General features: G+C 73.8%; 20 protein-coding genes, 1 tRNA gene and 1 pseudogene. 16 read left to right on the forward strand and 6 right to left on the reverse strand.

What is annotated here, in order from left to right:
* A pseudogene (locus OEB99_RS01755) lies at window positions 1-271 on the reverse strand (hypothetical protein); the annotation flags it as partial.
* A gap of 394 nt (window positions 272-665) precedes the next feature.
* Here OEB99_RS01755 and OEB99_RS01760 point away from each other — a divergent pair.
* The 8 genes from OEB99_RS01760 (at window position 666) to OEB99_RS01795 (ending at window position 10646) form a co-directional block, all read left to right on the forward strand.
* Entirely contained in the window at window positions 666-4613 is a 3948-nt protein-coding gene (locus OEB99_RS01760; RefSeq protein ID WP_263507924.1) for a sigma-70 family RNA polymerase sigma factor, read from the forward strand.
* 87 nt (window positions 4614-4700) lie between these two features.
* Window positions 4701-5243, forward strand: a complete 543-nt coding sequence (idi, locus tag OEB99_RS01765) for an isopentenyl-diphosphate Delta-isomerase (RefSeq protein ID WP_263508276.1) — start codon at window positions 4701-4703, stop codon at window positions 5241-5243.
* Window positions 5240-6346 carry a polyprenyl synthetase family protein gene (locus OEB99_RS01770; protein ID WP_263507925.1) on the forward strand — a complete coding sequence of 369 codons (1107 nt, stop codon included), beginning with the start codon at window positions 5240-5242 and terminating at the stop codon, window positions 6344-6346. The genes idi and OEB99_RS01770 overlap by 4 nt, the downstream gene beginning before the upstream one ends.
* Window positions 6331-7269, forward strand: coding sequence for a phytoene/squalene synthase family protein (locus OEB99_RS01775; RefSeq protein ID WP_263507927.1), 939 nt, complete (start codon window positions 6331-6333; stop codon window positions 7267-7269). Before OEB99_RS01770 ends, OEB99_RS01775 begins: the two co-directional genes overlap by 16 nt.
* A complete protein-coding gene (gene crtI, locus OEB99_RS01780) occupies window positions 7266-9077 on the forward strand; it encodes a phytoene desaturase family protein (RefSeq protein WP_263507929.1) in 1812 nt (603 codons plus the stop codon). The genes OEB99_RS01775 and crtI overlap by 4 nt, the downstream gene beginning before the upstream one ends.
* A complete protein-coding gene (locus OEB99_RS01785; protein WP_263507930.1) occupies window positions 9074-9451 on the forward strand; it encodes a lycopene cyclase domain-containing protein in 378 nt (125 codons plus the stop codon). Before crtI ends, OEB99_RS01785 begins: the two co-directional genes overlap by 4 nt.
* On the forward strand, window positions 9451-9759 hold the full coding sequence (locus OEB99_RS01790) for a lycopene cyclase domain-containing protein (protein WP_263507931.1): 309 nt from the start codon (window positions 9451-9453) through the stop codon (window positions 9757-9759). Before OEB99_RS01785 ends, OEB99_RS01790 begins: the two co-directional genes overlap by 1 nt.
* 17 nt (window positions 9760-9776) lie before the next feature.
* Window positions 9777-10646, forward strand: coding sequence for a prenyltransferase (locus OEB99_RS01795; RefSeq protein WP_263507932.1), 870 nt, complete (start codon window positions 9777-9779; stop codon window positions 10644-10646).
* Between the two features lie 723 nt (window positions 10647-11369).
* Here OEB99_RS01795 and upp read toward each other — a convergent pair.
* A complete protein-coding gene (gene upp / locus OEB99_RS01800; RefSeq protein ID WP_263507934.1) occupies window positions 11370-12005 on the reverse strand; it encodes a uracil phosphoribosyltransferase in 636 nt (211 codons plus the stop codon).
* Window positions 12006-12071: 66 nt separating this feature from the next.
* Here upp and tadA point away from each other — a divergent pair, with 66 nt between their 5' ends.
* Window positions 12072-12506: a tRNA adenosine(34) deaminase TadA gene (gene tadA / locus OEB99_RS01805; protein ID WP_263508277.1), complete on the forward strand. Its 435-nt coding sequence runs from the start codon at window positions 12072-12074 to the stop codon at window positions 12504-12506.
* A 166-nt stretch (window positions 12507-12672) separates the two neighbouring features.
* A complete protein-coding gene (locus OEB99_RS01810) occupies window positions 12673-13047 on the forward strand; it encodes a carboxymuconolactone decarboxylase family protein (protein ID WP_263507936.1) in 375 nt (124 codons plus the stop codon).
* Between the two features lie 84 nt (window positions 13048-13131).
* Here the strand turns inward: OEB99_RS01810 and OEB99_RS01815 are convergent, their stop codons facing one another.
* A complete protein-coding gene (locus OEB99_RS01815) occupies window positions 13132-14019 on the reverse strand; it encodes a Sir2 family NAD-dependent protein deacetylase (RefSeq protein WP_411910649.1) in 888 nt (295 codons plus the stop codon).
* A gap of 94 nt (window positions 14020-14113) precedes the next feature.
* Between OEB99_RS01815 and OEB99_RS01820 the strand changes: the two genes are divergently transcribed.
* Window positions 14114-14204, forward strand: a tRNA-Ser gene (locus OEB99_RS01820).
* A 64-nt stretch (window positions 14205-14268) separates the two neighbouring features.
* On the opposite strand, the gene OEB99_RS01825 is transcribed toward OEB99_RS01820, so the two are convergent.
* On the reverse strand, window positions 14269-15291 hold the full coding sequence (locus tag OEB99_RS01825; RefSeq protein WP_263507938.1) for an LLM class flavin-dependent oxidoreductase: 1023 nt from the start codon (window positions 15289-15291) through the stop codon (window positions 14269-14271).
* A 124-nt stretch (window positions 15292-15415) separates the two neighbouring features.
* Between OEB99_RS01825 and OEB99_RS01830 the strand changes: the two genes are divergently transcribed.
* The gene (locus OEB99_RS01830; RefSeq protein ID WP_263507940.1) at window positions 15416-16015 is read left to right on the forward strand and encodes a DUF1684 domain-containing protein; all 600 of its coding nucleotides are present in this window, start codon (window positions 15416-15418) and stop codon (window positions 16013-16015) included.
* A gap of 22 nt (window positions 16016-16037) precedes the next feature.
* Window positions 16038-16817 carry a type I methionyl aminopeptidase gene (map, locus tag OEB99_RS01835; protein ID WP_263507941.1) on the forward strand — a complete coding sequence of 260 codons (780 nt, stop codon included), beginning with the start codon at window positions 16038-16040 and terminating at the stop codon, window positions 16815-16817.
* 5 nt (window positions 16818-16822) lie between these two features.
* Here the strand turns inward: map and OEB99_RS01840 are convergent, their stop codons facing one another.
* Both OEB99_RS01840 and OEB99_RS01845 read right to left on the reverse strand, forming a co-directional pair.
* The gene (locus tag OEB99_RS01840; protein WP_263507942.1) at window positions 16823-16951 is read right to left on the reverse strand and encodes a methionine/alanine import family NSS transporter small subunit; all 129 of its coding nucleotides are present in this window, start codon (window positions 16949-16951) and stop codon (window positions 16823-16825) included.
* Window positions 16948-18483 carry a sodium-dependent transporter gene (locus OEB99_RS01845; protein ID WP_263507944.1) on the reverse strand — a complete coding sequence of 512 codons (1536 nt, stop codon included), beginning with the start codon at window positions 18481-18483 and terminating at the stop codon, window positions 16948-16950. Before OEB99_RS01845 ends, OEB99_RS01840 begins: the two co-directional genes overlap by 4 nt.
* 200 nt (window positions 18484-18683) lie before the next feature.
* Between OEB99_RS01845 and OEB99_RS01850 the strand changes: the two genes are divergently transcribed.
* From OEB99_RS01850 to OEB99_RS01860, 3 genes are read left to right on the forward strand one after another with little or no spacing between them, the layout of a single operon-like run.
* The gene (locus OEB99_RS01850) at window positions 18684-19922 is read left to right on the forward strand and encodes a toxic anion resistance protein (RefSeq protein WP_263507945.1); all 1239 of its coding nucleotides are present in this window, start codon (window positions 18684-18686) and stop codon (window positions 19920-19922) included.
* 24 nt (window positions 19923-19946) lie between these two features.
* Entirely contained in the window at window positions 19947-20651 is a 705-nt protein-coding gene (locus tag OEB99_RS01855; RefSeq protein ID WP_263507946.1) for a hypothetical protein, read from the forward strand.
* Window positions 20648-22201, forward strand: coding sequence for an AAA family ATPase (locus tag OEB99_RS01860; protein WP_263507947.1), 1554 nt, complete (start codon window positions 20648-20650; stop codon window positions 22199-22201). The genes OEB99_RS01855 and OEB99_RS01860 overlap by 4 nt, the downstream gene beginning before the upstream one ends.
* Window positions 22202-22311 lie beyond the last annotated feature (110 nt).

The following is a 22311-nucleotide window of genomic DNA, read 5'->3' on the forward strand; positions in this document are numbered from 1 at the left end:
TCGCACAGGGCCCGGGCTCGACGTCCAGCAGGCCGTAGACCACGCCGAGGTCGTCGAGCGACTCGGCGATGCCCACACCGGTGGAGCCGCGCACGGAGCCGAGCCGGGCGGCAGCGGCCGTCGGGTCGGCGCCGGCCACGAGCGCCTCGGTGAGCGCGTCGACGGCGGGGTGGTACCAGTCGCCCGGACGGAGCCACACGGAGTCGGCGGTCGCCGCGCGCCACTGCTCGCGCAGCTCGGCAGCCGTTGGCTCGAACGTCTCGGTGGTCACGGATGATGAGACGTGCCGAGGAACCCCTCATGACGTGGGTTCGGCGTGCCGATACCTCAATCACCCGTTTGGGGGAAGGAGGAGCCCGGCATGATCGTCCCGAGGTCGCTGCTGCCCGGCGAGGTGGTCCACACCGTCGTCACCAGGCGCGCAGCAGACCTCGCGCGCCCGTCGCGCGCGTGCGACACGCCGTGCTCGCAGAGGTCGACCTCCCGACGTCACCCGAACGGGTGCTCCGTGGGCGGGTTCACCCGGTCTGACCGCTACGGGCGAGGCGTCCCGCATGAGAACCTTGGGTCGGGTGTCCCCGGTGCGCGCGGATCTGTCCGGGTTGGTGCGGGGCCCGCCTGGGGGCGTGACGCGGAACGACCGACGAGACGGGCGAGGGGGTGACATGAGCGTCGGGAGCGTCTGGGACCTCTCCAGCGACGCGGAGCTGATCACAGCTGTGCGCAGCGGCGAGACGGCTGCCTTCGGCGTGCTCTACGAACGTCACGCCGCCGCAGCGCGGACCGTCGCCCGCCAGTACTCCAACTCGTCCGCGGACGCGGACGACGCGGTGCAGGACGCCTTCAGCCGGGTGTTCACCGCGATCCAGGGCGGCGGCGGACCGGACGTCGCCTTCCGCGCCTATCTCTTCACGGTGCTGCGCCGGGTCGCGATGGACCGGAACGACAGCGTGCGGCGCAACGAGCCCACCGGCGACCTGACCGCCTTCGAGTCCGTCGGCGTCGCCGTGGAGTCCTCCGAAGAGCCCGCGATGGAGGGCTTCGAACGAGGCGTCGTCTCCCAGGCCTACTCCTCGCTCCCCGAGCGGTGGCAGGCGGTGCTCTGGTACACGGAGGTCGAAGGCCTCTCGGCGGCCGAGATCGCCCCGATCCTCGGTCTCACCGCGAACGGTGTCGCCGCGCTCGCGTACCGCGCTCGGGAGGGCCTGCGACAGGCCTACCTGCAGCAGCACCTCGCCGCCCCGCAGTCCGAGGCGTGCACGCTCGTCAACTCCAAGCTCGGCGCCTACGTGCGCGGTGGTCTGGCCAAGCGCGAGACCATGCTGGTCGACTCCCACCTCGAGGAGTGCGGCGCCTGCCGGGCGCTGGTGCTGGAGCTCGGTGACGTCAACCACGGCATGCGCGCGATCATCGGGCCGCTGGTGCTCGGCTTCGGCGCGATCGGGATCCTCAAGGGCATCGGCTTCGGTGGTGCCGCGGCCGCCGCGAAGGGCGTCGCCGTCGCCGGTGCCGCCGCCGGGACGGCCACCGGTACCGCTGCGCAGGCCGGCGGTGCCGGTGCGGGCGCGGGTGGTGCTGGTGGTGCCGGTGGTGCCGCGGGTGGCGGCGCGAGCGTGGGTGCCGGCGCCGGAGCCGCCGCAGGTGCCGAGGCCGTCGGGTCCGGGGTGCTCGCCGGTGCAGGTGCCGGCGCTGCCGGCGCGGCCGGTGCCGCCTACGTCGGCGGGGCCGCGACCGCTCCCGGTGCTGCGCCCGCCATGGCCGCCGCGGGCGGTGCGGCCGGGGGTGCCGGCGCCGCGGGTGCCGGCGCCGCGACAGGTTTTGCGGGGCTGATGGCTGCCATCGCCGGAGCTCCCGCGGTCCTCGCGACCGTCGCAGCGCTGGTGGTGATCGGTGCCGCCGCAGGTATCGCGGGGCTGATGGGTGTCTTCTCGCCCCAGGACGGCGTGGTCGTGGCCGAAGGGACGCCGAACGCGCCCGGTGCGCCCAGTGGCGAGCCGACCACCGAGCCGACCACCGAGCCGACGACGGTGCCCAGCACCGAGCCGTCGGCGGACCCGACGCCCGAGCCCTCCGCGGCGCCCGCTCCCGACGCGGGCACCGGCGACGGCTCGACCACCGAGCCGGCCACCGGGCCGACCACCGAGCCGACCTCGGAGCCCAGCACCGAGCCGTCGAGCGAGCCCGCGGTGCCCGCCCTGAGCATCGACCCGATCGCGGCGCCGTCCCTGGTGGCCGGGGTGCCGAGCCCGCTGGACGTCGTCGTGCGGAACCCGAGCAGCACCACCGCGACCGACGTCGCCACCGAGCTGACCTTCGACCCCGGCACCGACTGGTCCGTCACCGCGACGCCGGCAGCACCCAGTGCCGGGGGCGGTGCGGCGGTGCCGACCGCCCGCGTCGACTGGACCTGCGCGCGGACCTCCGACACCACGGCGCAGTGCCGCCTTCCCTCGCTCGCGCCCGGTGCGAGCAGCACGCTGCACCTCAGCGTCCTGGTCAGCGACGACACCCTCGCGGACGCGACGCGCTCGCTGGGCATCCAGGTGAGCTCGTGGGTGGACGGCGGCACGCGTGCCACGACCCACCTCGCCGCACGTCTGTCCGCGAGCCCCGCGCGGCTCACCCTCGCCGACGCTGCTCCGGCCGCCGTGCAGGGCGCGATCGACACCGATGCGACCGGCGACCTCGAGGTCCGGGTCTCCAACCTGGGCGGCACGACCGCGCGCGACGCGGGCGTCGAGGTGGACCTGCCGGCCGACCTGCCCGACGGCGTCACCGTCGAGGCGCTGCCCAGCCTGCGCGTGGTGTGGACCTGCAACCGGGCCGGTGACGTGCTGTCCTGCACCGCGGGGTCCATCGGGCCGCGCACCACGGTCCCGCTCGACCTGAGGGTGACCGTGCCGGCTCTCGTCGGCGCCGCGCAGCCGGTGGTCGACGTCGACGTCAGCACCGACCTGACGGTGCGCACGACGTTGTCCACCGCGACGGCGCCGGTCCGGATCACCTCCGCCCCGGGCCAGGCGGCAGTCGAGCTCGCCTCGCCGACCAGCGTGGACGCCGGGCTCGAGCACGCCCTCGCCGCGACCGTCCGCAACGACGGCGGCACCACGCTGGGCGACGTCGTGGCCCACGTCCGGCTGCCTGCCGGGGTCTCGGTGACGAACCTGACGGCTGCGGCCGGCTGGGTCTGTGCCGCGGTCTCCGACGGCGCGGACTGCACGCTCGGCTCTCTCGCGCCGCGCAGCTCCGAGCACCTCGAGCTCGGCGTCCGGGCGGCCGGTGACACGACCGGCGACCTGACCATCGCGGTGGGCGGCGGGTCGGTCACCGCGCACTCGACCCTCGACGTCAAGCTGCCGCAGCTCGCCTTCACCACACCGCTCACCGCCGACCTGAGCCTCGGCGCGCAGGGCACCCTGTCGTTCGCAGTGACGAACCAGGGCCGTGGCGCTGCCGCGGGGCTCACGGCGACCCTCGAGCTGCCGCGCGCGGTGGACTTCGTCGACCCGGCTTCGGTGGACCTCGGCGGGTGGACCTGCACCCTCACCGATGCGCAGCACGTGACCTGCACGGTGCCCGGCCTTGCTCCCGGCGAGACGCGAGTGCTGCAGCTGCCGGCCCGGGCGAGCGCCGTGACGAGCGGTCGGGCGACCGTCACGGTCTCCGCCGCCAACTGGGCCGCTGCCACGATCTCGGACGGCGTGACGCCGCAGGTCTCGTCCGCCGGCCTGACGACGCGGGGCACCTGGACCGACGGCTACGGCGTGACCCAGATCGGGGCGCCCGTGCTGACCTGCGACACGTCCGCCTCGAGCACGTGCGGGTCGGCGCGCACCGACCTCGGCGGCTCGGCGATCAACAACAGCTTCTCGATGATCCCGCTGGACAACTCCACGGCGTCGCTCGCCGTGTCGGGGGACATCGTGTTCGCGGGTCTGTACTGGTCGGGCAACCGCTATGCGGGCGACACCTGGAGCGGCTCGCTGACCGACGTGGAGCTGCGCGCGCCCGGCACGCAGGGCTACACGGCCGTGCACGGCGAGGTGATCTCCGAGGCCACCGACGACAGCTCCCGCAGCTACTACCAGTCGTTCGCCGACGTGACCTCGCTGGTGACCAGGCAGGGCTCGGTCGCGGTCCGCGGTGTCGCGGTGGCGTCCGGCCGGACGGACCCGGTCCCGACGTACTACGGCGGCTGGGCGCTGGTCGTCGTCTACGCCGACCAGCACTCCCACGGTGACGTGACGGTGTACGACGGCGGCAGGTGGATCGCGGCCGGTTCGTCGCAGACGTTCACGTTCACCACCGGCACCGAGAGCACCGCCCGCGTGGGTGTCGTGGCCTGGGAGGGCGACCGCGGTGCGGGCGGGAACGACTCGCTGGTCCTGGACGGCTCGCTCGCGCTGACGCCACTGCGCCTGGACGGCAGCCCGGGCCTCACGACGGATGCCTTCACCTCGACCGCGTGGGGTTTCGCCTGGGCGAACTCGCTGGGCGTCGACGCCAAGCCGTTCGTGGCGACCCGGTTGGCCGCGGGCACGCACACCCTCACCGCGACCACGGCGGGTGACCAGTACTTCCTCGGCGCGATCACCCTCGCCTCGACGCACTGACCCTCGGGCGGTCGTGCCCCGCTCGACGCGCGCGCCCGCCGACCGTCGCTTAACCTCAGCATGCTGAGCGTTTGCGGAGGTCTGATGATGGATCAGGGTGCCGAGCTCGTGGTGCTGCTCGACGCGTCCGGCGTCCCGAGCGGTACCGCGGCCAAGTCCGAGGTGCACACCGCCTGCACACCGCTGCACCTGGCCTTCTCGTGCCACGTGGTCGACGAGGCGGGCAACGTGCTGGTGACGCGGCGTGCGCTGACCAAGAAGACCTGGCCCGGGGTCTGGACGAACAGCGTGTGCGGCCACCCGGGGCCGGGGGAGGACACCGCGGACGCCGTGCGGCGCCGCGCGCGTGACGAGCTGGGTCTCGAGCTGGCCGAGATCAGCCCCGTGCTGCCCGACTTCCGGTACCGCGCGACCGACGCCTCGGGGGTCGTGGAGAACGAGGTCTGCCCGGTCGTCGTCGCGAGGCCCGCGCCGGGTGCGACCGTGCGGCCCAACCCGGACGAGGTGATGGACCACGTGTGGGTCCCGATCGAGGACCTGCTGCGCGCGATCGAGGTCGCGCCCTGGGCGCTGAGCCCGTGGCTCGTGCAGGCCGGTCCCGGGCTGCGGACCTACTGGAGCGAGCGATGAGCCTCGCACCGGCGGGCGCGCAGCAGCAGGTCGACGCGCTGCTCGACCACCTGATCGCGGACGCCGGCCGGCGCGCGGCGGTGCACGGCGAACGGTACGAGCTCATGTGGCACGAGATCGGCCGGTCGCTGCGCGGCGGCAAGCGCTTCCGATCGGCCCTGGTGCTCGGCGCGCACGCAGGGCTCGGCGGCACGCGCCCCGACGCAGCCGTCGCGGTCGCCGCGGCCTTCGAGCTGCTGCACACCGCGTTCCTGGTGCACGACGACCTGATCGACGGCGACACCACCCGTCGCGGCGAACCGAACCTCGCCGAGACCATGCGCCGGGACGCGGTCGCCGACGGTCTGGACGCCGGGTCGGCGGAGCGCTGGTCGCTGGCGGCCGGGGTGCTCGCGGGCGACCTCGCCCTGGCGCAGGCACACCGGCTGGTGGCCGGAACCGAGGCGCCGGCGGCCGTACGGCTCGCGCTGTCCGACCTGCTCGACGAGACGCTGCTGGTGTCGGCCGGCGGGGAGCTCGAGGACACCTCGGCCGGGCTCGGGCTCGACGCCCCGACGATCGAGCAGGCGGTCCGGATCGCCGAGTCGAAGACCGCGATGTACTCGTTCAGAGCGCCCCTGCGCGCCGGCGCCCTCCTGGCCGGCGCGGGTCCGCAGCTGTTGGCCGAGCTGGACGACCTGGGCCGACTCCTCGGCCGCGCGTTCCAGCTGGTCGACGACCTGCTCGGGGTGTTCGCCCCGGAGTCGGAGATCGGCAAGTCGAACGTCTCCGACCTGCGTGAGGGCAAGCAGACCCCGCTCATCCTGCACGCCCGGTCGACGCCCGCCTGGGCGGACCTCGTCCGGGACCTGGGCCGGTCCGACCTCGACGACCTCACCGCGGCCAGGATGCGGCGCGCCCTCGCCCGGTGCTCGGCGCCGGTGCTCGTGCAGCGTGCCGTCGAGCGGGACCTGGCCGAGGTCCGGCGCCGTAACGCCGACCTGCCCGCCCCGCTGGCCGAGCTGGTGGCGGGCGTCGGCATGCAGATCGCCGAGGCGCTGTGCACCGTGGTCGGGCACATCGACGCGGCTCGCGGAGGTGTGACCCGGTGGCTGGCGGTGTGACCCGCGTGGCGGCGGTGGGTGGAGGTCAGGGCGCGGACCGCCTGGGGCTCTACGACGACACCGCGCGCCGCGCCGCGGACGTGGTGGTGCGCCGCTACTCGACGAGCTTCGGTCTGGCGACCCGCCTGCTCCCGCCCGGGCAGCGCGGGCACGTGCGGAACGTCTACGCGCTGGTCCGCCTCGCCGACGAGGTCGTCGACGGTGCCTCGGCCGAGGCCGGTGCCGACGTCGAGCGGTCCCGCGGGTTGCTGGACGACCTCGAGCAGCGCACCGAGTCGGCGATGGCGAGCGGGTACTCCACCGACGTCCTCGTCCACGCGTTCGCCATCACGGCGCGCGAGGTCGGGATCACCACGGACCTGACCCGACCGTTCTTCGCGTCGATGCGCACCGACCTCGACGTCACCGTGCACGACGAGGCGTCGCTCGCCGACTACGTGTACGGCTCGGCCGAGGTCGTGGGGCTGATGTGCCTGCGGGTCTTCCTGCACGACGAGGCGGACCGTGACCGCCGGTTCGCCGAGCTCACGCCCGGTGCGCGGGCCCTGGGCGCCGCGTTCCAGAAGATCAACTTCCTGCGGGACCTCGCCGAGGACGGCGCGGTGCTCGGCCGCCAGTACCTCGTGGGTCTCGACCCGCGGCACGTCACCGAGGAGGCCAAGGCGACCGCGCTCGCCGAGATCGACGCCGACCTGCGCGTGGCCCGCACCGCGCTCGTCGACCTCCCGTCGGGCCCGCGCCGCGCGGTCGGGGTTGCCTACGGGTTGTTCGCCGAGCTGGCCGCGCGGATCCGGGCGACCCCGGCCGAGGAGCTGGGAGCGACACGCGTGCGGGTCCCGAGCTCGGTCAAGGCGCGGATCGCCGCGACGGCCGTGCTGCGCGCGTCCCTGGCCGGGTCGCACGGCGGACGGAGCCGCCGATGAGGGTCGTCGTGGTCGGCGGCGGCGTGTCCGGACTGGCCGGTGCGGCCCTGCTCGCGCGGGAGGGGCACGAGGTCACGCTCGTGGAGGCCCGCGACGAGGTCGGTGGACGGGCCTCGACCTGGGGTGCCGACGGCTTCCGGTTCGACATCGGCCCGTCGTGGTACCTCATGCCGGAGGTGTTCGAGCACTTCCTCCGGCTGATGGGGACCTCGGCCACCGAGCAGCTCGACCTCGTCCCGCTCGACCCGGCGTACCGGGTCTTCTTCGAGCGGCACGACCCGCTCGACGTGCGGTCCGACCTCGCCGACTCGGTCGCGCTGTTCGAACGCGTCGAGCCCGGGTCAGGGGCGCGCCTGCGGGCCTACCTCGAGTCGGGTTCGGACGCGTACCACATGGCGCTGCAGCACTTCCTCTACACGAGCTACGCGTCGCTCCGGCCGCTGCTCACCCCCGCGGTGCTGCGCCGGGCCCCCGAGCTCGCCGGGCTGCTCACCCGGTCGCTCGAGTCGAAGGTTCGGGCCACGGTCCAGGACACCCGGCTGCGCCAGGTGCTCGGCTACCCGGCGGTGTTCCTCGGCGCGTCCCCGAGGCTCACGCCGAGCATGTACCACCTGATGAGCCACCTGGACCTGGCCGACGGGGTGCTCTACCCGCAGGGCGGGTTCGGGGCCGTGGTGGACGCGGTGCGCCGGGTCGCCGAGCAGGCCGGGGTGCGGATCCGAACCGGCTGCGCGGCGACCGCGATCACCACCGGCCCGGTGGTCGGCGGGCTGCCTGCGGGCCTCGAGCGTCAGCCGACCGTGGCCGGGCTCTGGCGGCGTCGCAAGGCCCAGGTCACCGGTGTCACCGTGGTGGGATCGGGTGCTGCCGGAGCCGGGGGCCGGGCCGGTGAGGAGCATCTGCCGGCGGACGTCGTGATCGCGGCGACCGACCTCGAGGAGACCGAGCGCCGGCTGCTGCCCGCAGCGCTGAGGTCCTACTCGGACCGGTGGTGGCGCCGGCAGGTGCCCGGTCCGAGCACCGTCATGGTCTACCTCGGTGTGCGCGGCCGGCTGCCCGAGCTGCCGCACCACTCGCTGTTCCTCGCCGAGGACTGGGACACCACGTTCGACCTGATCTTCGACCGCAGGCCGGGCGCTCCGGTCGGTGCGATGCCTGACCCGACGTCGGTCTACGTGTCGCGGACCTCGTCCACCGACCCGGGCGTGGCACCGGAGGGTCACGAGAACCTCGTCATCCTGGTCCCCGTCCCGGCGGACGTGCGGCTCGGGCACGGTGGGCTGGGCGGCGCGGGCGATCCCTGGGTCGAGCGGGTCGCGGACGCGGCGATCGCGCAGATCGGCGGCTGGGCGGGCGTCCCGGACCTCGCCGACCGGATCGTGGTGCGCCGGACGGTCGGCCCGGCGGACTGGGCGCAGGACCTCCGGGCGTGGCGCGGGACCGCGCTCGGCCCGGCGCACACCCTCGGTCAGTCGGCGATGTTCCGGGCCGGGAACGTCTCCCGGCGGGTGGCCGGGCTGCTCTACGCGGGCGGATCGGTGATCCCCGGGATCGGCGTCCCGATGTGCCTGATCAGCGCGGAGCTGCTGGTCAAGCGGTTCCGCGGGGACACGTCCGCGGGACCGCTGGCGGAGCCGGGCGACATCGCGGACCGGACGGCGGATGTCGCTGCGGACCGGGAGGCGGATGTCGCGCCGGTCCCGGCGGCGGACCGGGTTGCCGACAGGCGGGCCGGCGGCACGCAGGTGCCCCGGCGGACGGAGCCGGCGGACGGCCCGACGGTGGCTCAGCAGGCGGATCGGGCATGACCCTGGCGTACCCGGCGGCGCTCGTGCTGTCGCTCGCCGGGATGCTCGTCGTCGACCGTCGCTGGCGGCTCGTGCTGTTCCGGCGGGCTCCGCACGCGGCGCGGCGTGGCCTGGGCGCGCTCGCGGTGGGCGTCGCGTTCTTCCTGCTCTGGGACCTCGCGGGGATCCGTCTGGGGATCTTCTTCGTGGGCGACGGGGCCTACCAGTCCGGGTTGCTGCTCGCGCCGGACCTGCCGGTCGAGGAGGTCGGGTTCCTGCTGCTGCTGAGCCACCTGAGCCTCGTCCTCGCCGCGGTGGCCGAGCGCATCGCTGCCCGGTACGCGGCGAGGTCGGCGGCGAGCGGCGGGGCCGTTTCCGCGCGGGGCGGGCGATGATGACGTACGCGCTCCTCGCGGTGCCGTTCCTCGTGGCGGCGCTCGTCGTCCTGGTGGTGGCACAGCGGCGCACCGGGGGACCGTCCTGGCGGGTCGTGGGCGGTGTCGTCGGGGTGCTCCTGGTGCTCACCGTGGCGTTCGACAACGTGATCGTCGGGGTGGGGCTAGTCGGCTACGACGACGACCTGACGCTCGGGGTGCGGCTCGGGGTCGCGCCGGTCGAGGACCTTGCCTACGCGGTCGGTGCTGCGCTGCTGCTGCCTGCGGTCTGGCGCCTGCTCGGCGCGCGTCCGGAGGTCGACCGTTGAGCGCCGGAGGTCGACCGTTGAGCGGAGCGGAGGTGCTGCGCCAGCTCGTGCTGGCCTCGCGGCCGCTCTCCTGGGTCAACACCGCCTACCCGTTCGGCGCGGCGTACCTGCTGGCCCACGGTGGTGTGGACGCGCGCTGGGTGGTCGGCGTGCTGTTCTTCCTGGTGCCGTACAACCTGCTGATGTACGGCATCAACGACGTCTTCGACCACGAGTCCGACCTGCGCAACCCGCGCAAGGGCGGTGTGGAGGGTGCCCTGCTCGACGCCCGGCTGCACCGCGCGACGCTGTGGTCGGCGACGCTGCTGCCGGTCCCGTTCGTGGTGTGGTTGCTCGCGCACGGCTCGGCCGTGGCCGGCCTCACGCTCGCGTTCTCGCTCTTCGCCGTGGTGGCCTACTCCGCGCCCGGGCTGCGGTTCAAGGAGCGACCCGTGCTGGACTCGATGACGTCCAGCACGCACTTCGTCTCGCCTGCGCTGTACGGGCTGGTGCTCGCCGGAGAGCCGATCGGCCGCACCGCGTGGCTGGTGCTCGCCGCGTTCTTCGCGTGGGGGATGGCGAGCCAGGCCTTCGGTGCCGTGCAGGACGTGGTCGCGGACCGCGAGGCGGGCATCGGCTCCGTGGCGACCGTGCTCGGTGCGGCGCGGACCGTGCGGCTGTCGATCGGGCTGTGGCTGCTCGCCGCCGTGCTGCTGCTGCCGACCGCGTGGCCGGGGCCGCTCGCGGCCGTGCTCGTGACCCCGTACGTGGCGCTCGCGTGGCCGTTCAGGGCCGTTCCGGACGCGCGGGCCATGGAGGCGAACCGTGGCTGGCGTCAGTTCCTGGTCGCCAACTACGTCGTCGGGTTCCTGGTCACGATGCTGCTGATCTGGGCCGCCTGGAGCTGACCACGGGGGAGCACGGCTCGAGCGCGGCCGTGAGCACGGGGAGGGCGGCTCGAGCGCTGGGCAGGCCCGGGGAGGGCGGCTCGAGCGCTGGGCAGGCCCGGGGAGGGCGGCTCGAGCGCTGGGCAGGCCGGGGAACGCGGCTCGAGCACTGGGCAGGCCCGCTGAGCACGGCGCGAGCGAGGGGTGGCCCGCGGACGCAATCCGAGTCTGGGCCCCCTGCGCCCAGACGCCCTGCGCCCGCGGGCCGTCTCAGCCGTCACCGTGTCCGGTCACGGAAAATGCGCTGCCGGGTCGCGGAGGAGTGCACGCGACCCGGCAGCGCAGCGTCCTGAGTCGGCATCCCCCGAGCGGACCAGGACGTCCTGAGTGCCGATCACGCGGATCGACACCCTGGCCGGCGACAGAAGGTGCGTGGCCCCCCAGCCCTCACGCTCCGTCGCCGTCCATGAAAGCCGTCGTCAGCCGGTGGGCGGGAGAGGCGGCCCGCTTGTCACACGACCTCTGACGGAAGTCACGAGAACAGTGTGCGCCGTGATGACCGAGGACACCAAGGGCAGGTCGCCGCACGTCTCACATGCTGGACGATCTTGAGTGTATGCCCAGGTCAGGGCTTCGGAGTGCGGCGCAGATCACTCAGTTGGCGGCGTCCGCCAGACGGGTGATCGCCGTGTCACACGGGTCGTGACAGGGTGACTGAGCGGGATGGGCGAGGTGTGTGACCGGTCAGACGACGCCGTACAGGCGGTCGCCCGCGTCGCCGAGGCCGGGCACGATGTAGCCCTTCTCGTTGAGCCGCTCGTCGACGGCCGCCACGACGATCGAGACGTCGGCCCGGTCGCCGACGTGACGCTCGACGGTCGCGATGCCCTCGGGCGCCGCGAGCAGGCAGATGCACGTCACGTCGGTGGCGCCGCGCTCGAAGAGGTAGTCGATGCTCGCGATGAGCGTCCCGCCGGTCGCCAGCATCGGGTCCAGCACGTAGCACTGCCGGCCGGACAGGTCGTCCGGCAGCCGGTTGGCGTAGGTGATCGCCTGGAGCGTCTCCTCGTCGCGCTGCAGGCCGAGGAACCCGACCTCGGCGGTCGGCAGCAGCCGTGCCATGCCCTCGAGCATCCCGAGGCCGGCGCGCAGGATCGGGACGACCATCGGCCGGGGCTCGGCCAGGTGGGTGCCCGTGGTCGGCGCGACCGGGGTCACGATGTCGCGCGGCTCGACGCGCACCTCGCGGGTCGCCTCGTAGGCGAGCAGCGTGACCAGCTCGTCGACGAGCTGACGGAACGTGGCGGAGCTGGTCTTCACGTCGCGCAGGACGGTCAGCTTGTGGGCGACGAGCGGGTGATCGGCGACGTGCAGGCGCATGGCTGCAACCTACCGCCCTCTGCCAGAGTGGGAGACGTGCACCCGCGGCCCGCCGACGTCGAGGCGATGCGCGCTGCGCTGGTCGAGGGTCGCGCCGCGCTCGCGACCGGTGACGTGCCGGTCGGCGCGCTCGTGGTCGATGCGGACGGCGTGGTCGTCGGGCGCGGCCACAACGCGCGCGAGGCGACCGGTGACCCGACCGCGCATGCCGAGGTCCTCGCGCTGCGCGAGGCGGCCGAGCGCACCGGGAGCTGGCGGCTCGACGGCTGCACCCTGGTCGTGACGCTCGAGCCGTGCGCGATGTGCGCCGGGGCGATCGTGCTCGCGCGGGTGCCGCGCCTGGTGCTGGGCGCGTGGGACCCCAAGGCCGGCGCCTGCGGCTCGGTGCACGACCTGGTGCGCGACCCCCGGCTCAACCACCGCGTCGAGGTGACCGGCGGCGTGCTGGCGGAGGAGTGCGCGGCCTCGCTCCGCGACTTCTTCACCGACCACCGCCTGTGATCGGGCGCGCGCCCGGTCGCCGAGTTCGCTGATCGCGCCCGAGTTCGCTGACCCTGACCAGCGAACTGGGCGCCACCCAGCGAACTCGCGGGTGCGCGGCGGCGAGCCGGGTGCGCGAGGTCGTACGTCCGGGAATACGAGATACCCCCCTGGGTATTTTCCTGATATGACTCACGGACACGGCAAGGCCGTCCTGGACGACCTGAACCCGCTCACCCGCAACCTCCGCCGCGCGATCCCGGACGTCTACGACGGCTTCCGCGAGCTCCACCACGCGGCCTTCGCCCCCGGCGTGGCGCTCGACACGAAGATGAAGGAGCTCATCGCGGTCGCGATCGCCGTCGCGGTCGAGTGCGACGGCTGCATCGCCTCGCACGCGCGGGCCGCGGTGCGGGCCGGCGCGAGCAAGGAGGAGTGCGCCGACATGCTCGCGGTGACGTTCCTGATGGGTGGCGGCCCCGCGAGCATCTACGCGCCGCGCGCGTACGACGCGTTCTGCGAGTTCTACGACGCCGAGCACGGCGTGCAGACCGAGGCCTGACGGGTCCTGTTCGCCGGATCGGTCCCCGGACCGCTCCCGGGACTCGTCGCGGGCGACGGCCTTGACCCGGTCCGCTGCGGCGGCTCAGGCCGTGCGCTCGGCCGGCGCCGCGCCGGCGAGGTCCGGCAGGGCGGCGTCGAGCGCCGGCAGCACCTGCGACGTGCCCGCGTCCACCCGCACGGCGGCGAGGTCGTCACCACGGGTCCGGCCACGGTTGACGATCACCACCGGCTTGCCGGTCTTCGCAGCGTGCCGCGCGAACCGCAAGCCGCTCAGCACGGTCAGCGAGCTGCCCGCCACGAGCAGCGCGTCCGCGGCGTCGACCACCGCGAACGCCGCCGCGAGCCGGTCGGCCGGCACCGACTCGCCGAAGTAGGTGATGTCGGGCTTGAGCAGGCCGCCGCAGCGCTCGCAGTCGGCCACCACGAAGCCCTCGGTCGAGGCGATCACGGCGTCGGCGTCCGGCGCGATCTCGACGTCGTCCACGGCCGCCCGTTCGGCGAACCCGGGGTTGAGCGTCTCGAGCCGGTGCGCCAGCGCGTCCCGCGTGGTGCGGGCGCTGCAGGACAGGCAGACCACGTCGGCATAGGTGCCGTGCAGGTCCACGACCGTGCGGCTGCCGGCCAGGTGGTGCAGGCGGTCGACGTTCTGCGTGACGACACCGGTCAGCACACCGCGCCGCTCCAGCCCGACCAGGGCGCGGTGCCCGTCGTTCGGGTGCGTGCGGTGCACGTGACGCCAGCCGACGTGGTTCCGCGCCCAGTAGGTCCGCCGGAACGCCGGGTCGGACACGAACTGCTGGTACGTCATCGGCGTGCGCGGCGGGGAGTCCGGGCCGCGGTAGTCCGGCAGGCCGGAGTCGGTCGAGATCCCCGCGCCGGTCAGCGCGGCGACCCGCCTGCCGGTCAGCGCCTCCGTGGCGGCCGCCACCCCTTGCGCGAGCGGCAGCGCAGGGACGGCGGGGTCGGGCAGGTGCACCAGGTCAGAGTAGGTCGGCGGCCCTGCGGCGTCGCGCGCTGGTCGCGATTGTCGGAGGCGGCGTCGGACCGGGTATCCTCGCCCGCGAGGTAGCGTGTCCGAGCGGCCAAAGGAGCACGCCTCGAAAGCGTGTGTGGGTGATGAGCCCACCGTGGGTTCGAATCCCACCGCTACCGCCAGCCAGACCCCCGGAGCCCAGAGCACCGGGGGTCTTGTGCTGCCGGCTCAGGCCCCGACCCCGACTCAGCGCCAGCCGAGTCCGGGGGCGACGTGCTCGAGGAGCGCCTGGAGCACGTGGGCGTTGTAGTCGACGCCGAGCTGGTTGGGCACGGTGAGCAGCAGGGTGTCCGCGGCGGCGATCGCCTCGTCCTCGCGCAGCTGCTCGATCAGCACGTCGGGCTCGGCGGCGTAGGACCGGCCGAAGATCGCCCGGGTCTGCGCGTCGATCATGCCGATCTGGTCCTCGTCGTCCCCGCCGCGGCCGAAGTAGGCGCGGTCGCGCTGGTCCACCAGCGCGAAGATGCTGCGGCTCACCGAGACCCGCGGCTCGTGCTCGTGCCCGGCCTCGCGCCACGCCTCGCGGAACGCCTCGATCTGCTCGGCCTGCTGGATGTGGAACGGCTTGCCGCTCTCGTCGAACTTCAGGGTCGAGCTCTGCAGGTTCATGCCGAGCCGCGCGGCCCACTGGGCGGTGGCGTTGGTGGCCGACCCCCACCAGATCCGTTCGCGCAGGCCCGCGGAGTGCGGCTCGACCCGCAGCAGGCCGGGCGGGTTGGGGAACATCGGGCGCGGGTTCGGCTGGGCGAAGCCCTGACCGCGCAGCACCTCGAGCAGCTGCTCGGTGGTGACCCGCGCCATGTCGGCGTCGGTCTCACCCTCGGCCGGCGCGTGACCGAAGTAGCGGTAGCCGTCGATCACCTGCTCGGGCGATCCCCGGCTGATCCCGAGCTGGAGCCGGCCACCGGCGATGAGGTCGGCCGCGCCTGCGTCCTCGGCCATGTACAGCGGGTTCTCGTAGCGCATGTCGATCACGGCGGTGCCGATCTCGATCCGGCTGGTCCGGGCCCCGACCGCGGCCAGCAGCGGGAAGGGCGACGCCAGCTGCCGGGCGAAGTGGTGCACCCGGAAGTACGCGCCGTCCGCGCCGAGCTCCTCGGCGGCCTCGGCGAGCTCGATCGACTGGAGCAGCGCGTCCGAGGCGGACCGGGTGGCGGAGGACGGCGAGGGCGTCCAGTGACCGAACGACAGGAAACCGATCTTCTTCACCCTCACAGAACCACCGGTGGGCACCGGGTCATTCCCGACGCGGTGGTCGGGCCCCCTGTCGGGCCGGCCGGGCGCCGCCTGCTCACGCCTTGCGGTCGAGCTGGCCTGCGCCGAGCCTGGGGCCATGTCCCTCGACCTCCTCGATTGGCGTCGCCGCGTCCGGGACCTGTATCGCGAGATCCGCGAGTCGCCCGACCCCGCGACCGCGCACGCTCTGTGGGTCGACGCGCGCAGGGACCTGCTCACCCGCCATCCGCAGTCCCCGGTCCTGCCCCGCGACCGCTCGAGCTTCCGGCTCCTTGTCGCGCCGTACGACCCGGCGTTCCGGTTCGTCGTCCCGGTCGGTCCGGCCGACGCGCAGCGCCGTGACGTGATGACCGGGACCGACGGTGTCGTGGGGCTCGAGCGGCTGGGGCGGGTCGAGCTGCCGGGCCTCGGCGGTCTCGACGTGTGGTGGGTGACCGGCTACGCCGGCGGACTCTTCCTCCCGCTGCGGGACGCGACGGCCGGCGAGGCGACCTACGGCGGAGGGCGCTACGTGCTCGACACGGCCAAGGGCGCCGACCTCGGCGGGGGTCCCCAGGACCTGGTGGTCGACCTCAACTTCGCCTATCCGCCCTCGTGCGCGTACGACCCGGCGTGGGCCTGTCCGCTCCCCGGCCCCGGGAACCGGCTCGAGGCGGCCGTCCCGGTCGGGGAGCTGGGCCCGGCGGGAACCACGTGACGGACCGCTCTACGCTGCGACCGTGATCGAGCTTCGTACCCCCTCCGAACTCGAGGCGATGCGACCGGCGGGACGCTTCGTCGCCGAGGTCGTCACCGCCGTGGCCGAGGCCGCGGACGTCGGTGTGAACCTGCTCGAGCTCGACGCCCTCGCGCACCGGATGATCCGCGAGCGGGGTGCCGAGTCCTGCTACGTCGACTACCACCCGTCGTTCGGTGCCTCGCCCTTCGGCAAGGTGCTGTGCACCTCGGTCAACGACGCCGTGCTGCACGGGCTGCCGCGTGACTACGCCCTCCGGGACGGCGACCTCCTCAGCGTCGACTTCGCCGCGAGCGTCGACGGCTGGGTGGCGGACTCGGCGTACTCGCGCGTCGTCGGTACGGCGCGCCCGCGGGACCTCGCCCTGATCGCGACGACGCAGCGTGCCCTGGAGGCCGCCATCGCCGTCGCCCGGCCGGGCAACAAGATCGGCGACATCTCCCATGCGATCGGTGCGGTGGCGCGCGAGGCGGGACTGCGGGTCAACACGGAGTTCGGCGGGCACGGCGTCGGCCGCACCATGCACGGCGACCCGCACGTCCCGAACGACGGCCGCCCGGGGCGCGGCTACCCCCTCAGGCCCGGCCTCGTCATCGCGATCGAGCCGTGGTTCCTGCAGACGACCGACCGGATCTTCACGGACCCGGACGGCTGGACCCTGCGCAGCGCGGACGGCTCGCGCGGTGCCCACATGGAGCACACGATCGCGATCACCGAGAGCGGACCGCTCGTCCTGACGGCCCGCGACCGCGATCCGGTCTGATCGGCTCAGTCCTCGTCGTCGGGGTCCGGCCCGGCGCGCCGGGTGTCCCGCCGGAGCACCAGGATCGCGGTGATCAGACCGCCCCAGATCACCGAGGCGCTGAGCACCAGGAACGTCACGGCCGTGGCGGTCATCGCCGCCCCCTTCCGCCGAGCCCGGGCAACGCGTCCGGGACGAAGTCGTCGACCGCGCTGCGCCACGGGACCAGCGTCATCCCGATCGCCACCACGAGCACGAAGCCGAGCGACCCCCAGCCGAACAGCCCGAGGATCCACGCCGGGTAGTCCTCGTACGGCGTGACCGCGAGCGACACGGCGCCGCGCACCAGGATGTAGCCGAGCACCAGCGGCACGACGATGCCGACCAGGAACCGCCACCACGTGCCCATCGAGAGCCCGGGCCGGTTGTTCAGGTGGGCCTGCAGCTCGCGCAGGCGCCGCAGCGCGAACCCGACGAGCAGCGTGCTCAGGACCGCGGAGCCGACCACGCCGAGGTCGTTGATGAACTTGTCCACCGTGTCCAGGACGTACAGACCGGTGGTCGTGGAGAACAGCACGATCGAGATCACCGCGGCGACGGTGCCGATCCGCGCGGCGGCCTGCCGCGGGCTCCAGCCGAGCTTCTCCTGGAACGCCGCCGAGACCACCTGCAGGATCGACAGCAGCGAGGTCAGGCCGGCGAGCGTCAGCGACGCGAAGAACAGCACACCGAACACCGGCCCACCCGGCATCAGCGACAGGATCTGCGGGAACGCGATGAACGCCAGCCCGAGCCCCTGGATCGTGGTGAGGTCGCCGACCGCGACGCCCTGCTGCCCGGCGATGAAGCCCAGCGCGCTGAACACCCCGATCCCGGCGAGCAGCTCGAACGAGGAGTTCGCGAAGCCGACCACCAGGCCCGTCGAGGTGAGCAGGGCGCGCCGGCGCAGGTACGACGAGTACGTGATCATGATGCCGAACGCGATCGACAGCGAGAAGAAGATCTGCCCGTACGCCGCGATCCACACCTGGGGGTCGCGCAGGGCCACCCAGTCGGGTGTGAAGAACGCGTTCAGGCCGTCAGTAGCGCCTGGCAGCGTGACCGCTCGGATCACGATCACCAGGAACATCACGACGAGCAGCGGGATGAACACGACGTTCGCCCGCTCGACCCCGCGCTGCACGCCGAGCGACAGGATCACGACCGCGACGACCCACACGAGCACCAACGGGATGAGCACGGACGGCACGACGGTGGCGGACGGTGTCGATGGGTCACCGGCCTGCAGGTAGTCGACGGCGAAGAACCCGGCGGGGTCCTCACCCCAGGCCTGGGTGGCGGCGAACACCGTGTAGCTCGCGGACCAGGCGATCACGACCGTGTAGTAGAGGATGATCACCCAGGACACACCGACCTGGAACCAGCCGAGCGTCTCGGCGCGCCGGGACATCCGGCGGAACGACGTCGGGGCCGACCCACGGAACCGGTGGCCGATCGAGTAGTCGAGCAGCAGGATCGGGATCCCGGCCGTGAGCAGCGCGACCAGGTAGGGGATGAGGAACGCACCGCCGCCGTTGTCGTAGGCGACGCCGGGGAAGCGCCAGATGTTGCCGAGGCCCACGGCGGACCCGACCGCGGCCAGGATGAAGCCCACCTGGCTGGACCACTGCTCGCGGGGTCGTGTCACTGTCCGTCCTCGTGCCTCGTCGTTCGCCCGTTCGGAGCGGCCAAGTCTCCCGGACGGACAGCTGTCGCGGCACCACCGTGTTGCGACGTGGGACTTCGGGGGCCGGTCCCGCCCGCGCGCGGGGCCGTTCGCGTATGTTGACGGCTGTCCCGAGGTGTCCCCTGTCGCCGGGACGAGAGGGTCGAGGAGGACGGACCGCCATGACCGACGCCGCTGCCGAACCTGCACCGCTGCGCCCACCCGTGCCGGACGACGAGCCGGTGCTCGCGCTGAGCGCACCGCCACCCGTCCAGAAGGTCGCGGAGACGGCGGCGCCCAAGATGGCCCCTGCGGTCGATCCCGCCGCCCTGCCGGGCCTGGACGCCAAGGTCGAGGCGTACCTCGGCTCGCTGCTGGCCGCCGACCCCCGCTCGCCGGAGTTCGGCTCCAAGGCGGCCGACGTGCGGTCGATGGGCGACGACGACATCCGCCGCGCTGCCGAGACGTCGAACCGGCTGCTCAAGACCCCGGTCCGGGCGATCCGCGAGGGCGGCCTGGCCTCGGGCTCGCAGGTGGGTCAGACGCTCGTCGAGCTGCGCCGCACGGTCGAGGACCTCGACCCGGCCGGCGCGCAGGGCTCGCGCAAGTTCCTCGGGATCCTGCCGTTCGGCGACAAGATCACCGACTACTTCCGCAAGTACCAGAGCGCGCAGTCGCACCTGGACGCGATCCTGCACGCCCTGCGCGACGGGCAGGACGAGCTGCGCAAGGACAACGCGGCCCTCAACCTGGAGAAGACCGAGCTGTGGGAGGCGATGACCCGCCTCAACCAGTACGTCTACATCGCCGAGCGGCTGGACGCCCAGCTCGCGGCCCGGGTCTCCGAGCTCTCGGTGACCGAGACCGAGCACGCCCAGGCGCTGCGCGACGACGTCCTCTTCTACGTCCGCCAGAAGCACCAGGACCTGCTCACCCAGCTCGCCGTCTCGATCCAGAGCTACCTGGCCATCGACGTGGTGATCAAGAACAACCTCGAGCTGGTCAAGGGCGTCGACCGCGCGTCCACCACGACGGTCTCGGCCCTGCGCACGGCGGTGATCGTGGCGCAGGCGCTCGGCAACCAGAAGCTCGTGCTCGACCAGGTCACCGCGCTGAACACCACCACCTCGGGGCTGATCGAGCGCACCTCGGAGATGCTCAAGGACAACTCCGTGGCGATCCAGCAGCAGGCCGCGTCGGCCACCATCGGCCTGCCGCAGCTGCAGGCCGCGTTCGCGAACATCTACGACACGATGGACGCGATCGACTCGTTCAAGGCCGAGGCGCTGGACTCGATGGCCGCGACGATCGGCGTGCTGGAGACCGAGGTGGGCAAGTCCCAGCAGTACCTCGACCGCGTGCGCCGGCAGGACGAACGGGTCGCGACGGGGTCGCTGGACCTCGGGCCGTCCGCGGGATGACCCGGCCGACCGAGGGAGGCGTGCGTGGCGTCCGTCGGTGAGCTGCTCGGGCGGCTGCTCGGGCGCCGCGACGACGACTCCGACCGGCTGGTCCTGCCGCCGGTGCCGACCGCGGCGGAGCTCGTCGCCGAGCTCGACCGGGTCGAGGAGATGGCCGCCGATGCGGCCGTCCCGTCGCCGGTCGAGTCGCGGGTGCGCCGGGTGACCGCCGTGGTGCGGGACGCGATCGCCCGCCTGGACCGGATGGGCAGCGGCAGCGAGCACGCCTACCTGGTGATGGCGACCGCGACGGACTACCTGCCGGACGCGGTCGGGGCCTACCTGCGGCTGCCGCGGGACTGGGCCAACAGCCGCCCGGTCGACGGCGGGCGCACCTCGCTCATGGTGCTCGTCGACCAGCTGGACCTCCTGGCCCGCACGATGGGCGGGGTGCTCGACGCCGTGAACCGGCGTGACGCCGCAGCGCTCGTCGCGCACGGGCGGTTCCTCGCCGAGCGGTTCGGGACCGCGGGCGGCCGGCTGTCGCTCGACGCGGTGGCGCCCGGCGCGGGTCCGGCGCCCGGCGCGGGGCCGGTCGCGCCGGCAGCCCTGGGCGCTCCCGGTGCCACGGCAGGCCCGGACGTGACCGCCCCCGGTGGGCCGGCGCCCGCACCCGGTGCGGACCCTGCGGGATCGCCTGCACCGGCCGCCGAGCCCGACCAGCGGCTGCAGCCCCCGGAGCCGGTATGACGCTCACCGAGGCGCTGGACGCGCTCGCCGACGTCGCGGTGCGGGCCGGGCTGCGTGCCGACGACGCCCGCGACGAAGGCGCGCGGCTGTCTGCTGCACTCGCGGAGTCGGCGCCCGGGGCAGCGGCCGACTGGGCCGCCGCGACCGGTGTCGAGTCGTCGGTCGCCGACGCGTTCTTCGACGCGGCCTCGCGTGGCCGACGCTGGCGGTCGGCGCCCACCCGACTGCTCGGCGAGCTGGTCGCGACCCGGTCCGCGCACGCCGACGCCTATGCCACCGCGCTCGCCGAGATCGCCTCGGCCGCGTGCGAGCTGGGCGAGCCGACGCTCCGGGTGGTCGGCAACGCCTCGGTCGCCGCGGCGGCACAGCTCGCGGCGGTCGGTCGCGGGCGGCCCGCCGGACGGCACGCGGGCGGTCCGGACGGCGGCTCGGCGTGGCCGGACGTGGCAGGTGCGGATCCTGCGTCGCCCGCAGCCCCGCCGGCCGGGCCGGAGCCCGTGCGAGTCGCGGGATCCGACGCCGAGCGTGCTCGGGGAGCCGTGTCCGATCGGGGAGCCGTGCCCGTACCGGAGTCCGGACCCGCACCGGAGTCCGAGCCCGCGCCCGAGACCCGGCCGAGCGTCGAGGAGCTGCTCGCCGAGCTGGACGGCCTGATCGGCCTGGGCACCGTCAAGCGCGAGGTGCACCGGCAGGCGGCCGTGCTGCGGGTCGCGCAGCTGCGCGCTGAGCAGGGGCTCCGGACCACGACGATCAGCCGTCACCTCGTCTTCACCGGGAACCCGGGGACCGGCAAGACCACCGTCGCCCGCCTGGTCAGCGGCATCTACGCGGCGCTCGGGGCGCTCGAGAAGGGGCACCTGGTCGAGGTCGACCGGTCCGACCTCGTCGCCGGGTACCTCGGCCAGACCGCGATGAAGACCGCGGAGGTCGTCGGGACCGCGATCGACGGCGTCCTGTTCATCGACGAGGCGTACTCGCTGGTCGGGGACCAGTACGGCGACGAGGCGATCGACACCCTGGTCAAGGCGATGGAGGACCACCGCGACGACCTCGTGGTGATCGTCGCCGGGTACCCGGGACCGATGGCCGAGCTGATCGACTCCAACCCGGGTCTGGCCAGCCGGTTCCGCACCACGATCGAGTTCGACGACTACGACGACGACGAGCTCGTGCAGATCTTCGGCCGACTGGCGGAGCAGGCCGACTTCGAGCCGACGGACGCCGCGCTGGCGGGCTTCCGCGAGGAGCTGGCGGGGACGCCGCGCGACGAGGCGTTCGGCAACGCGCGGTTCGCGCGCAACGTGCTGGAGGCGGCGATCGGGCGGCACGCGTGGCGGTTGCGGGACGTCGCCGCCCCGACGCTGGAGCAGCTCCGGCTGCTCGAGCCGGACGACCTCGCCGACGACGCAGATGACGATGTCGAGGACCGTGCCGCCGACCGGGTCGAGGACCCCGCCGCCGACCGTGTCGAGGACCCCTCCGACGACCCGGCCGACGAACCGGAGGTCACCGCCCCGGCGGAGCCGACAGGGCAGGATGGGGTGCTGTGACCACGCCGCCGCCACCTCCCGCGCCGGTCGTCGTGCCGCGCAGCAGCAGCGCACCGCCGCCCCCACCGGACCCTGCCCCGCGCCGGCGCAGCACCCCGGCCACGATGCGG

The sequence above is a fragment of the Actinotalea endophytica genome, assembly GCF_025717005.1.
Lineage (GTDB): Bacteria > Actinomycetota > Actinomycetes > Actinomycetales > Cellulomonadaceae > Actinotalea.

Coding starts and splice junctions, on each gene's coding strand:
- idi (WP_263508276.1), top strand. CDS start 4,701: ATGGATCAGGGTGCCGAGCTCGTGGTGCTGCTCGACGCGTCCGGCGTC.
- upp (WP_263507934.1), bottom strand. CDS start 12,005: ATGCGCCTGCACGTCGCCGATCACCCGCTCGTCGCCCACAAGCTGACC.
- OEB99_RS01840 (WP_263507942.1), bottom strand. CDS start 16,951: ATGACCGCCACGGCCGTGACGTTCCTGGTGCTCAGCGCCTCGGTGATC.
- OEB99_RS01850 (WP_263507945.1), top strand. CDS start 18,684: ATGACCGACGCCGCTGCCGAACCTGCACCGCTGCGCCCACCCGTGCCG.
- OEB99_RS01810 (WP_263507936.1), top strand. CDS start 12,673: ATGACTCACGGACACGGCAAGGCCGTCCTGGACGACCTGAACCCGCTC.
- OEB99_RS01760 (WP_263507924.1), top strand. CDS start 666: ATGAGCGTCGGGAGCGTCTGGGACCTCTCCAGCGACGCGGAGCTGATC.
- tadA (WP_263508277.1), top strand. CDS start 12,072: ATGCGCGCTGCGCTGGTCGAGGGTCGCGCCGCGCTCGCGACCGGTGAC.
- OEB99_RS01785 (WP_263507930.1), top strand. CDS start 9,074: ATGACCCTGGCGTACCCGGCGGCGCTCGTGCTGTCGCTCGCCGGGATG.
- crtI (WP_263507929.1), top strand. CDS start 7,266: ATGAGGGTCGTCGTGGTCGGCGGCGGCGTGTCCGGACTGGCCGGTGCG.
- OEB99_RS01830 (WP_263507940.1), top strand. CDS start 15,416: ATGTCCCTCGACCTCCTCGATTGGCGTCGCCGCGTCCGGGACCTGTAT.
- OEB99_RS01790 (WP_263507931.1), top strand. CDS start 9,451: ATGACGTACGCGCTCCTCGCGGTGCCGTTCCTCGTGGCGGCGCTCGTC.
- OEB99_RS01860 (WP_263507947.1), top strand. CDS start 20,648: ATGACGCTCACCGAGGCGCTGGACGCGCTCGCCGACGTCGCGGTGCGG.
- OEB99_RS01770 (WP_263507925.1), top strand. CDS start 5,240: ATGAGCCTCGCACCGGCGGGCGCGCAGCAGCAGGTCGACGCGCTGCTC.